This is a genomic window from Sporolactobacillus sp. BBK16-2, from assembly GCF_059878335.1.
Window position 1 is genome coordinate 1,722,079 of record NZ_CM187611.1, and the last position, 21,847, is coordinate 1,743,925.

16 protein-coding genes, 1 other RNA gene and 1 pseudogene are annotated in these 21,847 nt (G+C 41.4%); 15 read left to right on the forward strand and 3 right to left on the reverse strand.

Features of this window, described 5'->3' with window-relative positions; translation table 11 throughout:
* Nucleotides 1-2 precede the first annotated feature (2 nt).
* The 8 genes from AC6F33_RS08605 to parC all read left to right on the forward strand — a co-directional run bounded on the left by AC6F33_RS08605 (nt 3) and on the right by parC (nt 10,371).
* Nucleotides 3-1,280: a ribonuclease H-like domain-containing protein gene (locus tag AC6F33_RS08605; protein ID WP_255746521.1), complete on the forward strand. Its 1,278-nt coding sequence runs from the start codon at nt 3-5 to the stop codon at nt 1,278-1,280.
* Nucleotides 1,281-1,388: 108 nt separating this feature from the next.
* On the forward strand, nt 1,389-2,018 hold the full coding sequence (locus tag AC6F33_RS08610) for an SLOG family protein (protein ID WP_255746523.1): 630 nt from the start codon (nt 1,389-1,391) through the stop codon (nt 2,016-2,018).
* 160 nt (nt 2,019-2,178) lie between these two features.
* On the forward strand, nt 2,179-2,490 hold the full coding sequence (gene gpsB, locus AC6F33_RS08615; RefSeq protein ID WP_255746524.1) for a cell division regulator GpsB: 312 nt from the start codon (nt 2,179-2,181) through the stop codon (nt 2,488-2,490).
* A gap of 62 nt (nt 2,491-2,552) precedes the next feature.
* An RNA gene (rnpB, locus tag AC6F33_RS08620) (RNase P RNA component class B) lies at nt 2,553-2,941 on the forward strand.
* 133 nt (nt 2,942-3,074) lie between these two features.
* Nucleotides 3,075-4,211 carry a THUMP domain-containing class I SAM-dependent RNA methyltransferase gene (locus tag AC6F33_RS08625; protein ID WP_500778115.1) on the forward strand — a complete coding sequence of 379 codons (1,137 nt, stop codon included), beginning with the start codon at nt 3,075-3,077 and terminating at the stop codon, nt 4,209-4,211.
* A gap of 143 nt (nt 4,212-4,354) precedes the next feature.
* Complete coding sequence (locus AC6F33_RS08630) at nt 4,355-5,866, forward strand: carboxypeptidase M32 (protein ID WP_500778116.1); 1,512 nt, start codon at nt 4,355-4,357, stop codon at nt 5,864-5,866.
* Nucleotides 5,867-5,941: 75 nt separating this feature from the next.
* Nucleotides 5,942-7,921, forward strand: a complete 1,980-nt coding sequence (gene parE, locus AC6F33_RS08635) for a DNA topoisomerase IV subunit B (protein WP_370645914.1) — start codon at nt 5,942-5,944, stop codon at nt 7,919-7,921.
* A 2-nt stretch (nt 7,922-7,923) separates the two neighbouring features.
* Nucleotides 7,924-10,371: a DNA topoisomerase IV subunit A gene (parC, locus tag AC6F33_RS08640; RefSeq protein ID WP_255746534.1), complete on the forward strand. Its 2,448-nt coding sequence runs from the start codon at nt 7,924-7,926 to the stop codon at nt 10,369-10,371.
* Between the two features lie 70 nt (nt 10,372-10,441).
* Here the strand turns inward: parC and AC6F33_RS08645 are convergent, their stop codons facing one another.
* The gene (locus AC6F33_RS08645; protein WP_500778117.1) at nt 10,442-10,960 is read right to left on the reverse strand and encodes a hypothetical protein; all 519 of its coding nucleotides are present in this window, start codon (nt 10,958-10,960) and stop codon (nt 10,442-10,444) included.
* Between the two features lie 18 nt (nt 10,961-10,978).
* A complete protein-coding gene (locus AC6F33_RS08650) occupies nt 10,979-11,452 on the reverse strand; it encodes a hypothetical protein (protein WP_500778118.1) in 474 nt (157 codons plus the stop codon).
* Nucleotides 11,453-11,686: 234 nt separating this feature from the next.
* Here AC6F33_RS08650 and AC6F33_RS08655 point away from each other — a divergent pair, with 234 nt between their 5' ends.
* From AC6F33_RS08655 to ltrA, 4 genes are all read left to right on the forward strand, one after another.
* On the forward strand, nt 11,687-12,697 hold the full coding sequence (locus AC6F33_RS08655) for an NAD(P)/FAD-dependent oxidoreductase (RefSeq protein ID WP_304654749.1): 1,011 nt from the start codon (nt 11,687-11,689) through the stop codon (nt 12,695-12,697).
* 114 nt (nt 12,698-12,811) lie between these two features.
* Complete coding sequence (locus AC6F33_RS08660; protein ID WP_255746545.1) at nt 12,812-13,687, forward strand: GNAT family N-acetyltransferase; 876 nt, start codon at nt 12,812-12,814, stop codon at nt 13,685-13,687.
* A gap of 1 nt (nt 13,688) precedes the next feature.
* On the forward strand, nt 13,689-14,903 hold the full coding sequence (locus tag AC6F33_RS08665) for a class I SAM-dependent methyltransferase (RefSeq protein ID WP_255746546.1): 1,215 nt from the start codon (nt 13,689-13,691) through the stop codon (nt 14,901-14,903).
* A gap of 518 nt (nt 14,904-15,421) precedes the next feature.
* Complete coding sequence (gene ltrA, locus AC6F33_RS08670) at nt 15,422-16,798, forward strand: group II intron reverse transcriptase/maturase (protein ID WP_480947509.1); 1,377 nt, start codon at nt 15,422-15,424, stop codon at nt 16,796-16,798.
* Between the two features lie 101 nt (nt 16,799-16,899).
* Here ltrA and AC6F33_RS08675 read toward each other — a convergent pair.
* Nucleotides 16,900-18,273, reverse strand: a pseudogene (locus AC6F33_RS08675) (sugar porter family MFS transporter); the annotation flags it as partial.
* 337 nt (nt 18,274-18,610) lie between these two features.
* On the opposite strand from AC6F33_RS08675, the gene AC6F33_RS08680 reads away from it, so the two are divergent.
* The 3 genes from AC6F33_RS08680 to corA all read left to right on the forward strand — a co-directional run bounded on the left by AC6F33_RS08680 (nt 18,611) and on the right by corA (nt 21,665).
* On the forward strand, nt 18,611-19,075 hold the full coding sequence (locus AC6F33_RS08680) for a MarR family winged helix-turn-helix transcriptional regulator (RefSeq protein ID WP_255746547.1): 465 nt from the start codon (nt 18,611-18,613) through the stop codon (nt 19,073-19,075).
* Nucleotides 19,076-20,127: 1,052 nt separating this feature from the next.
* Nucleotides 20,128-20,670: an EXLDI protein gene (locus tag AC6F33_RS08685; RefSeq protein ID WP_255746548.1), complete on the forward strand. Its 543-nt coding sequence runs from the start codon at nt 20,128-20,130 to the stop codon at nt 20,668-20,670.
* Nucleotides 20,671-20,708: 38 nt separating this feature from the next.
* Complete coding sequence (gene corA, locus AC6F33_RS08690; protein ID WP_255746549.1) at nt 20,709-21,665, forward strand: magnesium/cobalt transporter CorA; 957 nt, start codon at nt 20,709-20,711, stop codon at nt 21,663-21,665.
* Nucleotides 21,666-21,847: the final 182 nt, after the last annotated feature.

The window sequence follows — 21,847 nt, forward strand, 5'->3', positions numbered from 1 at the left end:
TTGTGTCATTAACGAAAAAACTGCAATTATACAGAAAACAGCTGCATGATCAAAATGCTGCTTCTAGACAGCAAGCAGCTCAACATCTAAACTCAGCCGAACACGAGTCAGAGACAGATCAAGAAATACAAAAAGCTGCAAAACAACTCGGTGCTGAACTATGCCGTTTTGAAGATCAATACGTCCTTGTTCATTCAGAGCTGCTGCCGATCAATTTGAAAATAGGGCCATATTTAATACGTGACCTTTTTCCATTGGTGAATGCCTGGCAGTCAGCTTGTGAAAAGCACCCTCTGTCAGCAAAGGGGTTGCACGCAGAGGATCTGCTTTTTTTTGACACGGAAACAACTGGTCTTGGCTCGGGCACTGGTCAAATGATCTTTTTAATCGGCATGGCACGATTGACACGTAACGGACTGGAATTGAGTCAATACCTCCTGCCTGGTCCTGGTCATGAAGCAGCGTTCTATGATGCATTCCTGACTGACTGCCGTTCATTGAAAAATTTAGTCACATTTAACGGGAAGGCGTTTGACTGGCCACGAGTAAAGACCCGTCATCAATTTGTTCGTGATCAGGTTCCGAAGCTCCCTTCATTCGGACATTTCGATCTGCTTCATGCTTCAAGGAGACTATGGAAAAAAAGACTGGAATCCGTACGTCTTCAAACAGTAGAAAATGAAATTCTTTCTATGGGCAGAAAAGCAGATGTTCCAGGGAAAATGGCGCCGTTTCTTTATTTTCAGTTCCTGAAACATCCGGATGCGGATTTAGTGAAAGGGATTATGGAACATAATCGAGAGGATGTTCTTACTTTGATCAGCTTGTATATTCATCTCTCGAATAAAATCTTGAACAGAGTCGAAGCGGATCCCGAGGAACAATATGAGATTGCTCGTTGGGATGAACAGATTGGCGATCGGGAACATGCTCAGAAGCTATGGAAAGAACTCATTCCAAAAAAATCACCCTATCAAAGTAAGGCCAAATGGCGGCTTGCGGAATTATATAAGCGAGAAGGGGAGTACTTGACTTCGTTAGATTTATTTAAATCTGCTCTCTGTGATTCAGGTGATGATCAAGTGCCATTATGCATTGAAACTGCGAAATTACTTGAGCATCAGTTTAAAGACTATACCCATGCGCTTTATTATACAAAGCAAGCACTTGAATATTTTTATCAAAGGCATCCAAACGATTTAGATTCAGTAAGAAAAAAAGAAGTTGAATATTTGAAACGTTTAAATCGTCTTGACCAGCGGATTGGAAATAATTCATGAAGGAAATGAGTATTACCCGGGCAAGCGCAAATAGTGCCTTAAATCGTCACAAATCACCTGCATTTTCAATGAGTTTGAAACTTTTCGACAAATTAGGTGTTGATGTGAATGATGCATACTTTAAATGAATTGACTGGAGGCGGGATGATGCGTGAAAACGGATCGGCCATTTTAGTTACCGGATACAAAGCTCATGAACTTGGCATTTTTTCGAGGGATCATCCAGGTATTCAAGTCATTCGTTACGCGTTAAAGAAAAAGATGCGTGAATACGTTGAGGACGGAGCACAATGGTTTGTCATAAGCGGCCAGACGGGGGTTGAATTATGGGCTGGGCAGGCATGTCTTGAATTACGCGATTCCGATCAATTGAATGTAAATCTTGCGGTTTTGATGCCTTTTCTTAATCAAGAAGAGCACTATAAGGAGTGGCAGCAGGAAATTTATGCCCAGATTCTTGAGGGGGCAGATTACACGGGATATATAAGCAAACGCCCCTATGAAAGTCCGGTTCAGCTGAGGCAGAAAAATGAATTTCTGGTTGCAAAAACGGATGCAATGTTGATTATTTATGATGAGGAATCGCCCGGCTCTCCAAATTATTCCCTGAGTGTCGCGAAAAGAAAAGCACGAAGCACGGCTTACCCGATTCAAGCCATAAATCGTTTTGACTTAGATTTTGCTGCTGAAGATCTATTGCAGCAAAATCCTGATTACTGGACAAATAATGATGCTTAACAAGTAAAATACAGGTTATTAAAATGTATCTTTTGATTAGCTTATTAACCAAACAATGCGCATAATAAAAAAATAAAGAAAACCGTAATGAATAAGCGATTGACACAATAGACTAAATTTGAAAAAATAAGACGAGATACTTAGCTTGGAGTGAATGGAAATGGCAGACCAGAAGACGATCAGATTAACAAAAAATGAAATTCTCCATAAAGAATTTAAAACGGGCTTTCATGGCTATCAGCAGGACGAGGTTGATCAATTTTTAGATATCGTGATCAGTGATTACGATATTTTCAACGCAGAGATCCTGCGCCTGCGCGAAGAAAACAAACGGCTTAAAGGTCAACTGACAGATGAAGAAGGACAGCGGACTGCTACACCGGTTGAAAATCAAGGGTTGACAAACTATGACATTTTAAAACGGCTGTCTAATCTTGAAAAGCATGTTTTCGGCAGCAGGCTCGGTGAATAATAACGAAAAAGGGTTGCTTCTTTAATTAAATTGGATTATAATGTGTAGCTGTGACATTGTTCGTGTTCGGGTGATCGCTGTATCCCTTGCGGATATAGAGGAAAGTCCATGCTCGCACGGTCTGTGATGACCGTAGTGTTCGTGCCTGGCGAAGTCATAAGCCAGGGTAGTTCGGAGCAATCTGAGCTAACGGCGGGAGAGAAACCTGTGTTCCTTCGGGAATATGGTTTGCCATCCCATAAAGTGCCATAGTGACGATGTCTTTTGGAAACAAAAGAAGTGGAACGCGGTAAACCCCTCGAGCGGGAAACTCAAACTTGGTAGAGGAACCCTTTGGAAGGAATCAAACGGAAAAAGGGACAGATGATTCTGTAGATAGATGATTGCCGCTTTCGTACGAGGAGCGTGCAGCTCCGTTTGAGTGCGAAGGTACAGAACATGGCTTACAGAACATGAATAATGCATTTTAATGAAGAAAAAGCCCGTTAAGGGCTTTTTTTGTTGCAATCTTGTGATTACGGTTTATTTTGATAAATGTGTCAATCAGCTATAGAACCAAGAATTCCTGAGAAGGGAACATGGACATGAGTGAAAAGTGGACATTGATTGCTACAACAGCGATGGGGCTCGAATCAGTTGCGGCGAGAGAACTAAAGGATTTAGGTTATGACGATTTAAAAGTGGAAAACGGAAGAATCCTGTTCACCGGAGGGCCTTTAGATATTTGCCGATGCAATCTTTGGCTCCGTACCGCAGATCGCATCAGACTTCAAATCGGAGCGTTCCGGGCAGATACTTTTGACAGTCTCTTTGAACAGACAAAAGCGCTTCCTTGGACGGACTTTCTGCCGGCAAACGCGCTTTTCCCGGTAATCGGGAAATCTCACAAATCAACACTGCACAGTGTACCGGACTGCCAGGCAATCGTTAAAAAAGCAATCGTTGAATCCATGAAGCAGCATTACCACCAGGAATGGTTTCAAGAAGACGGTCCTATGTTTAAAATTCAGGTTGCTCTTGAAAAAGACTGGGTGACCCTTGCGCTCGATACATCGGGGGAAGGACTTCATAAAAGAGGCTACAGACAGCTGCACAACCTGGCTCCTCTCAAGGAAACCTTAGCCAGCGCGTTAATCTTGCTCAGTCGCTGGAAGCCCGATCAACCGTTTGTGGATCCTTTCTGCGGATCAGGAACACTGCCGATTGAAGCTGCCATGATTGGCCAAAATATTGCTCCTGGATTCAATCGGGATTTTATCTCTGAATCATGGCCACTCATTGCGAAAAAATATTGGGATCGAGCGCGTGAGGAAGTAGAAAATAAGGCAAACTATGACCAGCCCTTAATGATTATGGGCAGCGACATTGATCACAAAATGATTGAACTGTCCGAGCATAATGCACTCGAAGCCGGCTTTGGGGGACTCATTACCTTTAAGCAAATGCAGGTCGCTGATTTTACAACGAAGGATGAGAACGGATGCATGATAGGAAATCCGCCATATGGAGAACGAATGGGCGACCAGGAGCAGATTCAAACGATTTGCAGTGACCTTGGAGAACTGTTCAAAACTTATAAATCATGGTCCTTTTACTTCATCTCATCTTTTGAAAAATTCGAAAATTATTTTGGACGTTCGGCAAGCAAAAAAAGAAAACTGTATAATGGACGGATTCGGACCGACTTTTATCAATATTTTGGCAAAAAGTATTCGGATTAACGAAAAAACAGGCAAATCGGACCGCTTCACGAGCTCATCAAGCGAATGATTCTTCTTAGAGAAAGAAGGACATTACATTGAATACAGAGAAAAGAATGAAATAAGAACTTCCTGCATTTACTATCGTAAAAGGGGCGTAATCAATGGCGATTACTGAAATTGTGGATTCTTATAATAAATATGTGAAAAAAATTATGGACTTTAACGAGGCCATTGCACTTGCAGAATGGGATATGCGGACTGGTGCGCCGATAAAAGGAATTAAGCAGCGTTCAGAGGTCGTTGGAACGCTCTCTGATGAAGTTTTTAAACGGTCGACTTCTGACGAAATGAAAGGATACATAGATGCATTAACCGATCCAGCGGTTCATGATCAATTAGACTTGGTTACGAGAAGAATGGTTGAAGAATCGCAAAAAACATATGAACGCTTCATCAATATTCCATCTGAAGAAAATAAAGCCTATGTGATTCTCCAATCCGAAGCACAGAGCGTATGGAAAGAAGCAAAGAAAAACAGTGATTTCGAGATGCTCCAACCTTATTTGGAAAAAATGGTTGCGTTTAAGCGGAAGTTTATTGAGTACTGGGGCGTTAAAACAAATAAATATGATGCATTGCTCGATCTGTATGAACCTGGATTGACTGTTGAAACCATTGATCATGTGTTTGGCAAACTTCGCAAGGGGCTAATTCCATTAGTTGAAGCAGTTACAGCATCCAAAGACCAACCCCAAAACGCTTTTCTAACCGCTTCATTTCCTGTTGAAAAGCAAAAGGCGCTCTGTCTCCATTTACTTAAAGAAATCGGATATGATTTTGACGCCGGACGTCTTGATGAAACAGAACATCCCTTTGAAATCACCCTCAATCCCGGCGATGTGCGTGTGACAACGAATTACCAGGAGAATGATTTTATATCAACGGTTCTAGGAACGATTCACGAAGGCGGTCATGCTTTGTACGAACAGCGTATATCTCGTGAATTAGTCGGAACGCCGCTATGTGAAGGGACCTCCATGGGGATTCATGAGTCACAATCGCTTTTCTTTGAAAATTTTATCGGTAGAAGCAAAGCGTTCTGGTCTTGTCATTATGAAGAGTTGAAAAAGTATGCAAACGGCCAGTTTGACGATGTATCTCTCGATGATTTCTATCGAGCCATCAACGTTTCCCGCCCATCCTTTATTCGTACCTTGGCTGATGAATTAACCTATCCGCTTCATATTATGGTACGCTATGATATTGAAAAAGGATTGTTTAATGGTGATTTGAGTGTGAAGGACCTTCCAAGTGTATGGAACGAAAAAATGAACGAATATCTTGGTATCACTCCCACAAATGACCGTGAGGGAGTGCTTCAAGATATTCACTGGCCAGGCGGCGATTTCGGCTACTTTCCATCTTATGCGCTAGGCTATGTTTATGCTGCTCAATTTAAGAACACGATGATTAAAGATGTACCTGATTTCGATGCGCGCGTCAGCTCCGGTGATCTAGAAGTGGTCACAGAGTGGCTCAGCAAACATATTCATCAGTTTGGCCGCTTAAAAAAGCCACTTGAAATTCTTAATGATACGACTGGAGAAGGACCCAATCCAGATTATTTATTGAATGAACTGTCGAAAAAATACAGTGACATCTATCGTCTTTAATCCATATGATTCAAAGTAACAACCTGAACGTCAGAGATAGATCAGATTGCATCCTGTTCCTTGTTGAATAGGATGATGGAGAAAGGGGTTCTTTATTTGGCAAGACAAGTATCAGCTTATGATGATGACACGATACAAATACTCGAAGGCTTGGAAGCTGTACGAAAACGCCCGGGCATGTATATTGGTTCTACAGATTCAAGAGGGCTGCATCACCTTGTTTATGAAATTGTTGATAATGCAGTAGACGAAGCGCTCGCCGGCTATGGAAATGAAATTCTTGTTCGCATTCATAAAGACGGAAGCGTGAGTGTTCGTGACTTTGGACGCGGGATGCCAACCGGAATGCATCGAACGGGGAAACCGACAGTCGAAGTCATCTTTACCATTTTGCATGCGGGAGGCAAATTCGGACAAAGCGGCGGTTATAAAACGAGCGGTGGATTGCATGGCGTCGGCTCTTCTGTCGTCAATGCGCTCTCAGAATGGCTGGAAGTAACCATTTGGCGTGACGGAAAGATTTTCAAGCAGCGCTTTGAACACGGCGGTCATCCGGCGACAACACTTGAGGAGATCGGCACAACGCGTGAGACCGGATCATTGATCCATTTTAAACCGGATGCGACGATTTTCAGTACAACTGCTTACCAGTTTGACATCTTAAGTGAACGGCTCCGCGAATCAGCATTTCTTCAAAAAGGAATGAAAATTGTACTTACTGATGAACGAAGCGACCGTGAAGACGTTTATCACTATGAAGAGGGAATTAAAGAATTTGTCGCTTATTTGAATGAAGACAAGGACGTCCTTCATCCTGTTGTTGCCTTTGAGGGTACAGCCAATGAGATGGAGGTTGAAGTTGCGTTTCAATATAATGACGGCTATTCGGAAAATTTAATCTCTTTCGTAAATCATGTGCGTACCAAGGATGGCGGCACGCATGAATCTGGATTTCGTACTGCGCTGACGCGTGTATTCAACGACTACGCGCGAAAGAGCGGTATTTTGAAGGAAAAAGAGAAAAATCTGGACGGTACGGATATTCGTGAAGGGTTCATGGGAATTGTCTCAATTCGTGTTCCAGAGCATTTGCTGCAATTTGAAGGACAGACCAAGGAAAAGCTGGGAACAAGTGAAGCGCGATCAGCCGTAGATACAGTTGTATCGGAACAGCTTGCTTATTTTCTTGAAGAGAATCCCCAGACGAGTGAAAAATTAATACGAAAAGCGACACGTGCACGGCAAGCACGTATCGCGGCACGAAAAGCCAGAGAAGATGCCAGAAACGGGAAAAAGTCGAAACGTAAGGAAACGATGCTGAGCGGTAAGCTGACTCCGGCATCTTCTAAAAATGCAGAACGCAACGAGCTGTACCTTGTCGAAGGTGATTCGGCAGGTGGTTCAGCAAAGCAAGGGCGTGATCGTAAATTTCAAGCTGTTTTGCCGCTTCGAGGCAAGGTCATTAATACCCAAAAAGCCCGGCTCGAAGAAATTATGAAAAACGAAGAAATCAACACGATTATTTATGCAATTGGCGCAGGGGTAGGTTCGGATTTTTCTATTAAAGACAGTAATTACGATAAAATTATTATCATGACAGATGCCGATAACGATGGTGCACACATTCAAGTGCTTCTGCTTACCTTCTTTTATCGATACATGCGGCCACTAATTGAGGCGGGTAAAGTGTATATAGCGCTGCCCCCTCTTTATAAAGTCAGCAAAGGGATCGGGAAAAAAGAAACACTTGAGTATGCCTGGGATGATAATGGACTTAAAGAAGCGATTAAAACAATTGGTAAAGGCTATACCATTCAACGTTACAAAGGCTTGGGTGAAATGAATGCCGATCAGCTTTGGGAAACAACGATGAATCCTGAATCGAGAACCTTAATTAAGGTTCATATCGAAGATAAAGCCTATGCCGAGCGTAGAGTGAGTACACTTATGGGTGATAAAGTGGAACCGCGGCGCAAATGGATTGAATCTCATGTGGCATTTGGTCTAGAAGAAGAAGCAAGTGAAGGATTGACCGCTGTGAAAGGTGCTGACTAAGTGTGGTAAATAGAGAAAAATTAGTGAATCGGACGCTCGAAGAAGTGATGGGCGACCGATTTGGCATTTATAGCAAATATATTATTCAGGAGCGTGCACTCCCCGATGTTCGGGACGGATTGAAGCCGGTGCAGCGCCGAATCCTCTATGCGATGCTTCGTGACGGGAATACGAACGACAAACCGTTCCGCAAGTCGGCAAAAACGGTCGGCAACGTAATCGGCAACTACCATCCGCATGGTGATTCCTCGGTCTATGAAGCAATGGTACGAATGAGTCAGGATTGGAAAGTGCGGATGCCGCTTATTGAAATGCACGGGAACAACGGTAGTCTTGACGGTGATCCGCCGGCAGCGATGCGTTACACTGAAGCTCGATTGTCGAAGATATCTGCTGAACTGCTTCGTGATATTGACGCGAAGACTGTCGACTACGTGCTTAATTTTGATGACACAACGGAGGAACCAACTGTTTTTCCATCGAAATTCCCAAATTTGCTGGTTAACGGTTCAACGGGAATTTCAGCGGGCTATGCAACAGAAATTCCACCACATTGCTTGTCTGAAATCATCGACGCAACGATTATGCTGATGGAAAATCCAAAAGCCACAGTCGATGATTTAATGACCTATGTTAAGGGTCCGGATTTTCCATCGGGTGGAATTGTTCAAGGATTGGACGGAATTAAGAAAGCATACAAAACCGGAAAAGGCAGAATTGTGTTGCGCGCCCGTACGGAAATTGACACCTTACGTACAGGAAGAAAGCAGATTATCATTACTGAGCTGCCCTATGAGGTTAATAAGGCGATGCTCGTGAAAAAGATGGACGAACTTCGCCTTGATCACAAGGTTGAAGGCGTTTCAGAAGTACGTGACGAGACAGACCGCAGCGGCATGCGTGTCATTATTGAGTTAAAGAAGGATGCAGATCCAAACGGCATTTTAAATTTCTATTTTAAAAATACCGATCTGCAGATTTCTTATAACTTTAATATGGTAGCGATTGATCATAAAGCTCCAAGACAGCTAGGGATTAAGGAAATCCTCGAAGCCTATATTGAACACCAAAAAGAAGTAGTTACTCGTCGATCACAATATGAACTTCAAAAAAGTATTGACCGCCAACACATCGTTCGTGGATTAATCAAGGCAATCTCAATACTTGACGAAGTTATTCGTGTGATCCGAAGTTCTAAAGATAAAAAGAGCGCAAAGCAGAATCTTTGTGATTCATTTGGTTTTACTGAAATCCAAGCAGAAGCAATTGTGAACTTACAATTGTATCGTTTAACGAATACGGATATTGTTACACTTCAAGAAGAAGAACATCAGCTGGATATAACGATTGCCCGATTACAGGGGATCCTTAATTCGAGTAAAAAACTGATAGGGGTTATTAAAAAGGAATTAATGGACGTTCGAAAAAAATATGCGGACGCAAGAAGAACGACTATTGAAGCGGAAATTGAAGAAATCAAGATTGATCTTGAAGTCATGGTTGCTTCCGAAGAGGTTATGGTCTCCCTTACAAAACATGGCTACGTAAAGCGTTCAAGTCTTCGTTCGTATACTGCAAGCGGCGATGATGCAGTGGCGATGAAGGAAACGGATCATCCACTATTCCAACAACAGATGAACACAACCGATACTTTACTTGTGTTTACGGACAAAGGCCGATATGTTTATTTGCCTGTCCATGAAATCCAGGATCGTCGCTGGAAAGAACTTGGCCAGCATATTGCCAGCATTGTTCCGATTGATCCGGATGAAGTTATTATCTCTGCTGTTCCTGTGAATGATTTTGAACACACAGAATTGTATATGACTTTCTTTACCAAACTTGGCATGGTCAAACGAACAAAATTGCTTGAGTATAAAGCACAGCGACGTTCAAAGCCTTTGACCGCTTTAAAATTGAAAAAGGATGACTCATGTATTGTGGCAATGGCAACCGATGGTTCTTCAGATTTGATCCTTGCGACTTATATGGGCTACGGATTACGTTTCGCTGAACAAGAGGCTGGAGAAGTCGGTCAGCGCGCAGCAGGTGTAAAAGCGGTTCAGTTAAAAAATGGTGATACAGTGGCAGGTGCCGTTGCATTTACAAAACAATCAGATACCCGCTTACTAATTGTTACTGATCGTGGTGCAGTCAAGAAAATGAAAATAGAAGGACAAATCGAACAAACCGGTCGACCGAGACGCGGCGTACAGCTGTTGCGTGAATTAAAGACACGACCGCATCATATTGTCGGATTGACACTTGTCGACAATAATGATCGAATCAATATAAGCTCAGATAAGGGCAAAGTGTTTACGCTGCAATCAGAGGATATTCGAGTATCTGATCGGTACAGCAATGGTTCATTCTTTTTAGATCAGGATGAGGACGGAACGGTCAGCGAAATTTGGTCCGATACCATTCAACTCAAAAAGGACGAAGGCTGAATGGCTATCTTCGGATAAAGAAAAGCTTGGCGAGGCCAAGTCCTTGACGCCGGCGGAGCCTTAGCTTTTCTTATACTAGATACCGCTGATCTTTAATTTTTATACATTCCTTTTGTATAAAATAGTGATAATAAACCATGGTCGCTGTGAGTACAATCAGATAGATCGGTAACGAGAAGAACAATTGATATCCGTTTTTATAATGGTACACGCCGACATGCCATGCCAATGCTTCAGCTATCATCGAAATCAGTGCCCAAATCGTAATATAGAAAAAATAGGTTGTTCGATTTTTTCTAATCACGACATAAAAGTAAATAAAAAAATAGGCGAACGGACCAAACATAACAAACGAGAGCATGTCCCAAAAATCAGTGAAGGGTGTATCATTTACATTATAGTAATTGAACGGGTTGATACACACTGTATTATCAAAAAAGGTGCTGATAAAAGCACCGATTAAAAGCATGGTGATTGTCTGCTGACGGTTGAACCGCTTGGGAAGAAGAAGCATAGCCGTATAAGCAGTTACTCCGGTGATCAAAATGAAAAGTTCATTTGAATTGAAAACTGTACCTTTAGGTATCATGTGAATCTCCTTTTTGATTTATTGGTCGCTTGACTGTTGTTTTTGGCTCAGGAGCTGAAATCCTTTTAGAAGGACCAGCATGAGTGTGTAAAAACAAATAAAGTAGATAAACAGTGTAACCGTGTTGATTGAAGAGACAATAGTATGTTTTTCTTCAAGTTTGCAAAAAAGTATAAATACACAAAAGCTCGCTGAAAACGTGATTAGTTTTTTCCATAAACCTTTGTCTTGTACTAAATTGATGGAGATTAGTGTGAGCACTGGGAAAATAATGTTCCGATTAAAAAGAAATGCCAGCGTACCATCAATACTGTAGTTAAATCCTGGATCACCAAAATACATGCGCTTCGCAGGCAATAAGAGTGAAAGCATAATGGTGATTGAGCAAGTGAGAAATAGAAATAGATTTTCTTCACGCGAAAGCCGCTTAGGCAAAAGAATGAAGAGATTCACGATGATCCAAATGAGACATAGAGTGACGGCTAGAACCATTTTTTTCCCTCCTTTTTGGCGGTAAGAGATCAAGGTGCTGATTTCAAATTAGGCCGATAGTACCATCCATTATTTTGAGCGTTTATTCGGAAATTCATTCTGATCCTTGCATATCTTTATATTTATCATTCGATTGTTTACACTAAGCGTTCTAATAGCATTGATCAGAAAAATCACTTAGAATAAAATATGATGAAAAACGAATCATTTTTTATGGTATTTGGAGGGATTGTATTGACTGAAGAAGAACAAGAACTTTTTGATATAACGATAATAGGCGGCGGTCCAACGGGACTTTTCACCGCTTTTTATGCCGGCATGCGGCAAATGAAAGTGAAAATTATTGAGAGTCTTCCGCAACTAGGCGGACAGCTCAGCACCCTTTATCCTGAAAAGGAAATCTTCGATGTTGCTGGATTTCCAAAGATCAAAGCAAAGGATTTAGTTAAAAATCTGATTGTACAAGCCGAGCAGTTTCATCCTGAAGTCGTTCTTGATGAAGCGATTAGTTCTTTGGTAAGGCATGATGATGGAGTTATTGAACTGATCGGAGCATCCGGTTGCGTTCATCGCACGAAAACAGTTGTGATTACTGCCGGAGTAGGAGCGTTTGCACCTCGCCCATTAAAGGTCGATCAGAGTGTGGAAAACTTTACGAATATACATTATTATGTTCAGGATATAACGATCTTTAAAGACAAACGAGTCGTCATTTTAGGCGGCGGAGATTCAGCGGTTGATTGGGCAAACACATTGGCTTCAATTGCAAGAAGTGTGACCATTATTCATCGCCGAGACCAATTCAGGGCACATGAAACAAGTGTTGAAGCGATGAAAAAAGCGTCTGTACAAGTTAAAACACCCTTTATTGCGAAATCTGTTTCAGGTACTAAAGATCATATTGAACAATTAACGATACAAATGGTGAAAGGTGAAACAGAGGAAACATTGCCATTGGACGATTTGATTGTGAACTATGGTTTTGTATCCGCATTAGGACCGATTAAGGACTGGGGCATTGAACTGGAAAAGAATTCAATTCTCGTGAACAGCAAAATGGAAACCAATATTCCAGGCGTTTATGCTGCGGGCGATATTGCATCATATCCCGGCAAAATAAAACTAATAGCAACGGGACTGGGAGAAGCACCGACTGCTGTCAATAATGCCAAACATTATATTGATCCGAAATCGCGCACACAACCTGTACACAGTTCAAGCGCGGGGGAACTCTTTGAAAAGTGATACACATAAATTTTCTTGAAGCCTGAGATGTTCAGGCTTCTTTACATAAATTAGAAAAACAAATAGGCTAATGTCCTGTTATTCGAAATAAGATAAAATGATTGGAGCCCTAAAATGATCATTAAATCCATCTGCCGACTCAATGCAGAAATTAAAAAGGAAATTCGCCAATTGGAACAGTTTTGTTCACAGGTTGACGGTGTTCAATATGAGACCAATTTAGACGGTACTCTTAATTTCCATAAAGAAATGAAGTACACATTTCTTTGCTATGAGAATCATAAACTCATCGCTTTTCTGCATGTGTTTGCACCGATGCGTTCAGAAGCAGAAATTTCGGGGCTGACTTCGCCAGACTGCCGAGAAAAGGGTTATTTTACTGCCTTGCTGCTTCGAACAATAGAAGAACTGAACGCATTTCAAATTGCCGATGTGCTTTTTGTGTCCCAGTCGTCCTACCCAAATAATCAAGTGATTGATCATTTCGGTGCTTGTTATGAGTTCTCAGAGCATGTTATGTCGCTTGAGCGAAAAAACCACATGATACAGATTCCAGAACAGCCATTGTCGTTGACTTATCAAAGAATTGAGCATATGGAGCAATTAATCGAAGTCAGCGTAAACAGCTTTCATGATAGCCGTGAGGAGGCACGACGCTTAATTGAAATGGCATTGATGTCTGCAAATCGACAAGGTTATATGGCTGTTTTCGATGATCAAATTATTGGTATCTGTTTTGCACGATTTGAGGGTTCAGAAGCATTTTTATTTGGATTAGGAATACAAACTGAGTACCAGGGCAAGGGATTTGGCGGCTCTTTTCTTAATCGGATTCTAAGCGAATTGTTTTCAGGAACGGTTACGAAAGTGAAATTGGAAGTTGAATCTCGAAACGTTCACGCAATGCATTTATATACAAAAACAGGATTTGTATCTGATAACACGGTTGATTATTATCGTGTGCCAATTAAGAATCTGCTAGGAGCCTAACATGAACACACAACAAAAAAAAGAACAATATTGGCGATCAACGCTTTTAGAAGCCTGGCGTTTAATTGCGGCTGAAGGAATTTCTGCGACTGTAGAGGGAACAGCTGCATTGAAATTACAAGGTTGCACGATACATGATGATTTTTCCATCACCATTTCCATACAATGGGATGCGCTGGAGCAATTTTATCAAACAGTGAAAGACTGTTCAGCGAGCGGACTTAAAAAAGAAAACAATTGCTGTTTCTTTACCTTTCAGTTAAACGGGTATTCTATTCGTATCGATGGACATTTAGGAACGGTAGTTCGTACTGACCCCGATCGAATACTTATTGCTATTGAATCCTATCAAGTAGCAGTTAAATCGTTCGGTTATTTTTTGCGTACATTGCCAAAATCTGATCCGCTACGTGATAGGGTTAAAAAATGTTTAAGGAGTCTCCAAAATTCAGACGCTGATCAAAATGGTCATGCCTGGAATAGTGAGGCCTATCAAGCATGGGTTAATCGTTTCGGAACGCCTGAACAAGCAGCTGAGAAAATTAAAGAAAACCCCATAGCTAAGCTGGGTTCTCTTGCTCCCTACCTAAACGATATTCAGGGTAAAACGGTTATCAATCTACTCGGCTCTCATGGGAGTAAGGCACTCGCACTGGCGTTGATGGGAGCCCAAATAACTGTGGTCGACATTTCCTCTGAAAATGCTGCTTATGCCAAGAATGTAGCAGCAGCTCTCAACGTACCGCTAAATTATATAATTTCTGATGTTCTGCAATTACCTATTGATCAACATAAGGAAAAGTATGATAAGGTACTTATGGAGCTTGGGATCTTGCATTATTTTATTGATCTCGAACCGCTTGCTGAACTTGTATTTTCGATTTTAAAACCGGGCGGTCAATTTCTTATTCAGGAATTTCACCCCGTGTCAACGAAATTGGTTACTACACGAGGAAAAAGACAAATTGTCTTCGGCAACTATTTCGATCAATCATTGCACACACGTCAAGTGGCTTTTTCTAAACACCTTTCTCATCGGGAAAATGAAAATGAAGCACCACGCACTGTATTCTTAAGAGAGTGGACGCTTGGGGAGATCGTGACCGCATTTGCTCAAGCAGGTCTCGTTGTGCAGCGTTTGGATGAAGCACCGAATATGAAAATTAACGACATCGGTTTGCCTAAGTTATTTACTCTTGTTTGTTTAAAACCATAAATGTTTTCTAAAGAAATAAGAGCAGCCGTGGCTGCTCTTATTTTATTTCATATAAGATTGTATAGAGCGACCGAGCAAGGTCGTGCCTTATAGCGGGTGGGAAGCCCGTCGGAAAAGAGCTAGCCACTCATCCGTAGCGAGTCTTGGAGAACGAAAGGCAACTTTGGTTTTTAAGCGTAGACAGCGAGCCAGTGGGCCGTAAGCCAAGTGGTTGAAGGGATTGAGCCTCGAAAACTTATGAAATGGGAATGCCGATGGCGTTATACTTCCAGAAGGCAACACGCCAGACATCGTTAAGGCAAGAGGTCTGGGGGTTCCCCGGGGTCAGAGACCATGGCACGCTGAGCATCAATAAGGTACGGCAACTCGGGAGATCCCAGCGGGTCTTTCGAAAGAAAGTATAGCGAACCAAGCAATCAAATGTAAGGACGTTAAATGTCTGCTGGGAAGTCGGAGGAAGCACATAGTACCCATGATATCGGGTAATGCCGGTTGAGGGAAGGTGTTTTCCCTTGTTTATGAATCTTATCTGGGACACATCGGCACACACAGAGGTGACAGTAGAGATGACTACAAAACAGGTAAGAATAGCAGAGCTAGCGAAGGAAAATCCGAAGATGGCCTTCACCTCTCTGGCTCATTTATTGAGCGTAGAGGAATTGAGGGTCTGTCACCGGGAACTGCAGGGAAACAAAGCAGCGGGCATCGATCAGATGACGAAGGCAAGCTATCAAGAACATCTTGATGAACACCTTGCCGATCTGGATAAGCGCCTGAAGCAGAAAAGCTATCGGCCGCTCCCTGTCCGGCGGACATATATTGATAAACCGGGAACAAAGAAGAAACGCCCACTGGGCATCCCTGCCTATGAGGATAAAATTGTTCAGCGGGGTCTGGCGAAGATCCTTAATGCCATCTATGAGCAAGACTTTCTTAACTGTTCCTTCGGTTTCCGCCCAAATAGGAACTGCCATGATGCACTTAAAGTCCTGAATGTCTTCATTGAAAAGAAGTACACGAACTACATTGTTGATGTGGACATCAGGGGCTTTTTCGATCATGTCGACCATCAATGGATGATGCGTTTTCTCAAGCTACGGATCAAGGATCCAAGCTTTCTGAGGCTCATTGCCCGTTTTCTAAAAGCGGGTTACATGGAGAAGGAAACTTGGCACGCAAGCGAACAAGGGACGCCGCAAGGCGGACTGATCTCGCCGATCCTAGCTAACGTCTATCTGCACTATGTGATTGACCTATGGTTTACGAAAGCGGTGAAGAAACAGTGCCAGGGACAGGCTTATCTGGTGCGCTATGCCGATGACTTTGTCTGTTGTTTTCAGTATAAACAGGAAGCCCAACGATTCTATTGCGATCTGAAGCGGCGCCTAGAAAAATTTAACTTGGCGCTTGCGGAGGAGAAAGCGAGGATCATCCCTTTCGGACGATTCGCTCAGGAAAATGCCAAGAGAAATGGAAACAGGAAGCCAAAGACTTTTGACTTCCTGGGATTCACCCACTATTGTGGGCAAAGTAAAAGCGGACATTTTCGAGTCAAGAGGAAAAGCAGCCGAAAGAAAGTGGGTGCCAAACTCAAAGCCTATTCGCAGTGGCTGAAAGGCCATCGGACCCAAGAGATTGACTTCATCATGGATCGGCTCAAGAGGTCATTGACCGGCTATTACAACTACTATTGTATCACCGATAACAGTCTAAGCGTGAGCGCTTTTCGATTGCAGGTGATTCGGTTGTTGTATAAATGGTTAAACAGAAGGAGCCAGAAACGATCGTTCACATGGGAAAAATTTAATCAATTTCTCAAACGCTTCCCTCTGCCGCAACCGCGAATCAAGGTCAATATTTATCAACTTCGGTCGGAGCTGAGCTACATTCTGTGAACCATGAACAAGAAGAGCCGTGTGCGTAAATAGCGCACGCACGGTTCCGTGAGGGGACAGAAGATGTGAATCGCTGTCCTACTCGACTATATCATGTTGGATCAAACTTTTTTCTTTAGTCCTGCCTTGCGAAAAAACAACTCCAGTTCTTCAAGTGATTTCCCCTTAGTCTCAGGTAAGAAGAACTTCACAAATGTGAATGCAGCTATTCCGCAGAAAAAGAAGATGAAGTAGGTCAATCCCAGACCGATCCAGGAAAGTAAGACTGGAAATAGGAAGCTGACGAGAAAGTTCGTCGTCCAAAGACAAAATACAGTGACCCCCATACCTAACCCACGCAATTTCTGGGGAAAGATTTCAGAAAGCATCAGCCAGGTTACCGGCGAAATCGTTGCTTGCTGAAATGCAAGAAACATTACAGTCATGCTGAGAACTAGAAAGGGAAGAAAGGGTGTTCCATGCAGAGTCATTGAAAAAATGCCGGTCAACAATAAGGAAATTGAGGTACCTGTTAATCCAATGAGCAGCATCGGTTTGTGTTTTGCTCTTCCAAGCAGCCACATGCCGAAGAAAGTCGCTGCTACTGATATAATTCCGTTTGCTATATTTGCAACGAGAGCGACATCTGTATTGAATCCGGCATCTTGAAGAATATGTGTTCCATAGTACATGATTGAATTAACACCGGTGATTTGCTGGACAACAGCAATGCCGATTCCCAAAAAGACGATTCTTCTGATCCATGGCGTTTGAAGATCACGAAAAGTCGCTTTTTCGCTCGTCCGTTCCTTTTGGACTGCCTTTTTAATGGATACTAATTCCAGCCTGGCGCGTTTTGGATGGCGAATCAAATGAAGCACGCGCAATGCACTTTTTAATTTTCCTTTAGACGCATACCATCTTGGACTTTCAGGTACGAAGAACATACCGATCCAGAGCAAGATTGCCGGAAGTGTTGCAATAACGAGCATATAACGCCATACATGGGTTGAACCGCCAGAGTAATTCGCAATGACTGCATTAAATACATAAGCGAGCAGTTGGCCACTGACAATCATTAATTCATTTTGCGTTACCACCTGACCTCGAGTCTCAGACGGTGATATTTCAGCTAGGAATGTTGGCACAGTGACAGAAGCGCCACCTACAGCCAGCCCTAACAGAATACGGAAGAAAATCATAATTGCAGCATTAGGTGCAAATGCACACCCAAGAGTGGTGATCAAGAAGACGATGGAGAGATACATAATGACCGTCTTGCGTCCTTTATGGTCGGCCAATCGTCCGCTGAATACTGCTCCAAATGCTGCGCCTAAAAGCAAAGAACTAGCAACTAAACCTTCGGTAAATGAAGTAAGATTTAACTGGTCCGGTCTTGCCATAAACGGAAGTGCGCCATTTATTACACCTGTGTCGTAACCAAAAAGAAGGCCTCCGAAGGTTGATACGAGTGTAATTAATTTTAAAAACTTTTTGGGGCTTCGTTTATGGGCGCCATCATCAGAAAGTGCTGCATCCTACATCGATTCTAAAGGTTTGTTAATACTGATAGTGAATCTCCTCCTATAAAATGGAAAATACATAAATCTAAGTCTAGAAGATGTGTGCTGATTGAAATGAAAATAGTGTTAAAAATAGTACAAGGAAAATAATCCTATGTAAATCGAGGATAACCTGCTAAAGTTGACAGTATGAAATGAGTCAAATTGTTATCAATTAAATACCCTATTGAGAGCATCTAAAACCAAGATTCAATCAACTTATTATTAGTTTAGCATTAAACTGACAATTAGTCAAAAAAGGTGAAAATAATTGAAAATAAGCACAATAGATAATTTATCAGATATGCCGATTGAAAAAAGCATTCTTTTGTGGTTTTACCTTTCGAGGGCCTATCACATCCAACTTAAGCGCTACAGCCAATTTTTAAAGACATGGACGTTGACTATCTCACAATATGAAGTACTTGAGAAAATTGGGGAAAGCGGAAGAATGTCTCAAAAAGAATTGGCTGAGAAGATGTTTCTTACTAAAGGGAACATCACACAATTAATTATTAAAATGGAAAAGGAGGGCTTCATTTCTCGGGAGCAAGAGTGGAAAACGAAATACATTTTATTGACTGAAAAAGGAAATGAACTACTTAATCAAGTTCTTCCGGAACGAAAGAAGTATTTCGCTCAGCAAGTTCAGGGGCTAACATCAAAAGAACAAAAACAATTCATTAAGCTAATCAAAAAATTAAATGAAGCACAGATTGAGGCGGATAATAAATAACATTACATGCAAAGATGAGAGAACAGAGATATTAAACATACGTTTAATTAATTATTATGTTTGTACCTGTGATTAATAATTCGTACTTCCTTTGCTAAATGACCACCGGCTAATGCAGCAGGGTTCAGATATAAATGACTACGAATTCATTTCGTCACCTAAGATGAAATCTACTAAAAGTCCTTTTCTTAGCTCTTTGCAGAATCGTGATTCCTCTGGTGTCACAACCCTGCGAATCAGTTTCTGCAACCGGAAAACAACCTAACCCCTCATCACTCTATAGTAATATTTTGTCACCCATTCCACATGGTACTTTATATCATAGACCACGTGACCACTTTTATGATAACCATCCATACTTTTCACATCTGTAAAAAATAGGGCTGAAAGCGGTCCACACCTTTTACGGAATTTTTATCGTTACTACAAACTATATCGTCGATAATGGTACTCGAACTCTTGAAAAGGAGAGTTGAATATGACTACCAAAAAGATCACTCAATCCCCATATAGAGTGACTCCCTGATAGCTAATAATCTTCCCAAATTATATCCAATATTTGCAAAACAAAGATCTTATAAAGAGTGCCTAGCATCTGCATGAATCGTAATCAACAAGAGATTAATGTGATTCAACTTGAGATGAAGGAATCTAAAGTTCGTATGTTTTGCATTACTAAATGAGAAGGGGACGTTTGAAGACATAGGCATGACTCTTAAAAGATCGTGCCATTTCATTTTGTAAAAAGCACAGAGTTGTTAAGTAAATAGCAATAAACTCTTTCGTTTCATAAGATACGGATTTTTAATTCTAAAAGCTATCTAACCTGATGGCATCCATTCGTTATCATTTTATTTAGTTTAGAAATTGAAGCACATAAAGGTGTTGTTTAATAAAAATTTATTACAAATAGCATTTGATATAAATATATTATGCGTATGTATCAAACAATTTATATGTAGAAAATATGTAGAATATGCTTTATTATCTACGTATAAACGTGTATATTTATATGTATAAAGTAAATAGATTAATTATCGAAGGAGATCATTATGCCGAATAAAACCATTTATGTTCCAGATGCTGATTTAGAAGTGTTTGATCAAGCTCAAGAAGTCTCCGGTAAAAACTTATCTGCTACGATTGTGCAAGCACTCAGATTTTACACAAAAATTGGTGAAGGAAAAGGATTCGAGCATATTGAAATTTCTGAAGGTGAAAATGGATTTTATAAGAGAAAACGATTTATTGGCAGAGAGTTGGCTTCCGCAAGCGTTCATGACGAGGATCACTCGTTGCTGACGACCTATGTTGTCTACGAAACAACACATGGCCGCTATGCAGTGTTTATTCGTGAACAGAAGAGAATACCTCTGGAGCAGTCGATTGAGAATGAGTTAAAGAAACGAATCATGGAAAAATTTGCAGGGGAAAACATGAACAAAGTTCCTTTTCAAAAGGAATCGGAGGATGAGGCTCCGGATTTACGAAAACTGGAAGTTTTCAATTCCATTGACGACTTGGTCGGTCATGTACCTTCGGATTTATATCGATCCTTGCACGAAATTAAGGACGGCGAATTTCTCGATATATAACTCGACATCACAACCATGAAAAAGGAGCTTCTTGATTAATGATACGTATTCTCGCTCAAGACAAAAATGATCAAATCACATCACAGTTAGATTTTACCCAATTAGACGCTCAAGCACTTAATCATTATTGGTTAGATTTGAGTGCACCTGACGATGACGAACGAAAACAGTTAAAAGATTTTCTTCCTTCTTTTCATCGTCTCGCAAAAGAAAACGAACACCATTCAAGCAGACCGCAGTTAAAGCTGTTTAAGAATTATTATTTTGTTTCCCTTCAAGTGATTAGTCCGAACACTTTGAAAACACATGAACTCTATCTATATGTTGGGAAAAATTCACTCGTCACCTTTCACACGAGCAACTTAAAGGCAGTGAATGATGTGTGGCATGGCTGCAGATCAGATGAGCATTTTTTCAAAGAGGATATTCCGGATGAAATTCTGCGACGACTGATGAGCCGATTGATTGAACAATATATTATGGCTGCAAATGATCTCGAAGATAAAATTGATGATTTGGATTTGAATGCAAAGCGCGAATCAATCAATAAGATGAATCGCCGTGTCTTTCAGTTACGCAGTGAATTGCTTAGTTTTCGCCGTGTCATCGCACCACTCATGGATATTACGAATCGGATGATCGGCTCATCGTCTATTGAGAAAAGCGAAGAGCATGAATTTTTTCTGCGTAATTTAAATGATAATTTAAGCAGAATCACACACATGATTGAATCGAATTTGGAAATAACGTCTGACATCCGCGACAGTTACCTGTCGCTGACTACATATCGCATGAATCGAGTCATGCAAACATTGACCGTCATTACTACTATTTTTATGCCATTGACTTTTATCGTCGGTATTTACGGAATGAATTTCGCATATATGCCTGAGCTTAACTGGAAATACGGTTATTTCTTCGTTCTCGGACTCATGGGGCTGATCGCGATCATTATGTATTATTGGTTCCGAAAGAAAGGCTGGTTTGACAAGTAAACAAGGGGTCACTCTATGTGATTATTCACCATGCGTGTATTTAAATAAACAAGCAGAAAATCATTCAATATTCTCTACAGGAATAGATATCACAGAACAAAGTGAAAGAATTGCTTCGGGCTAGTGCAGGCGGCGAATCCAGTGTATACTTTGTAAAAAGATGCTCTGCATTGATTTAATGA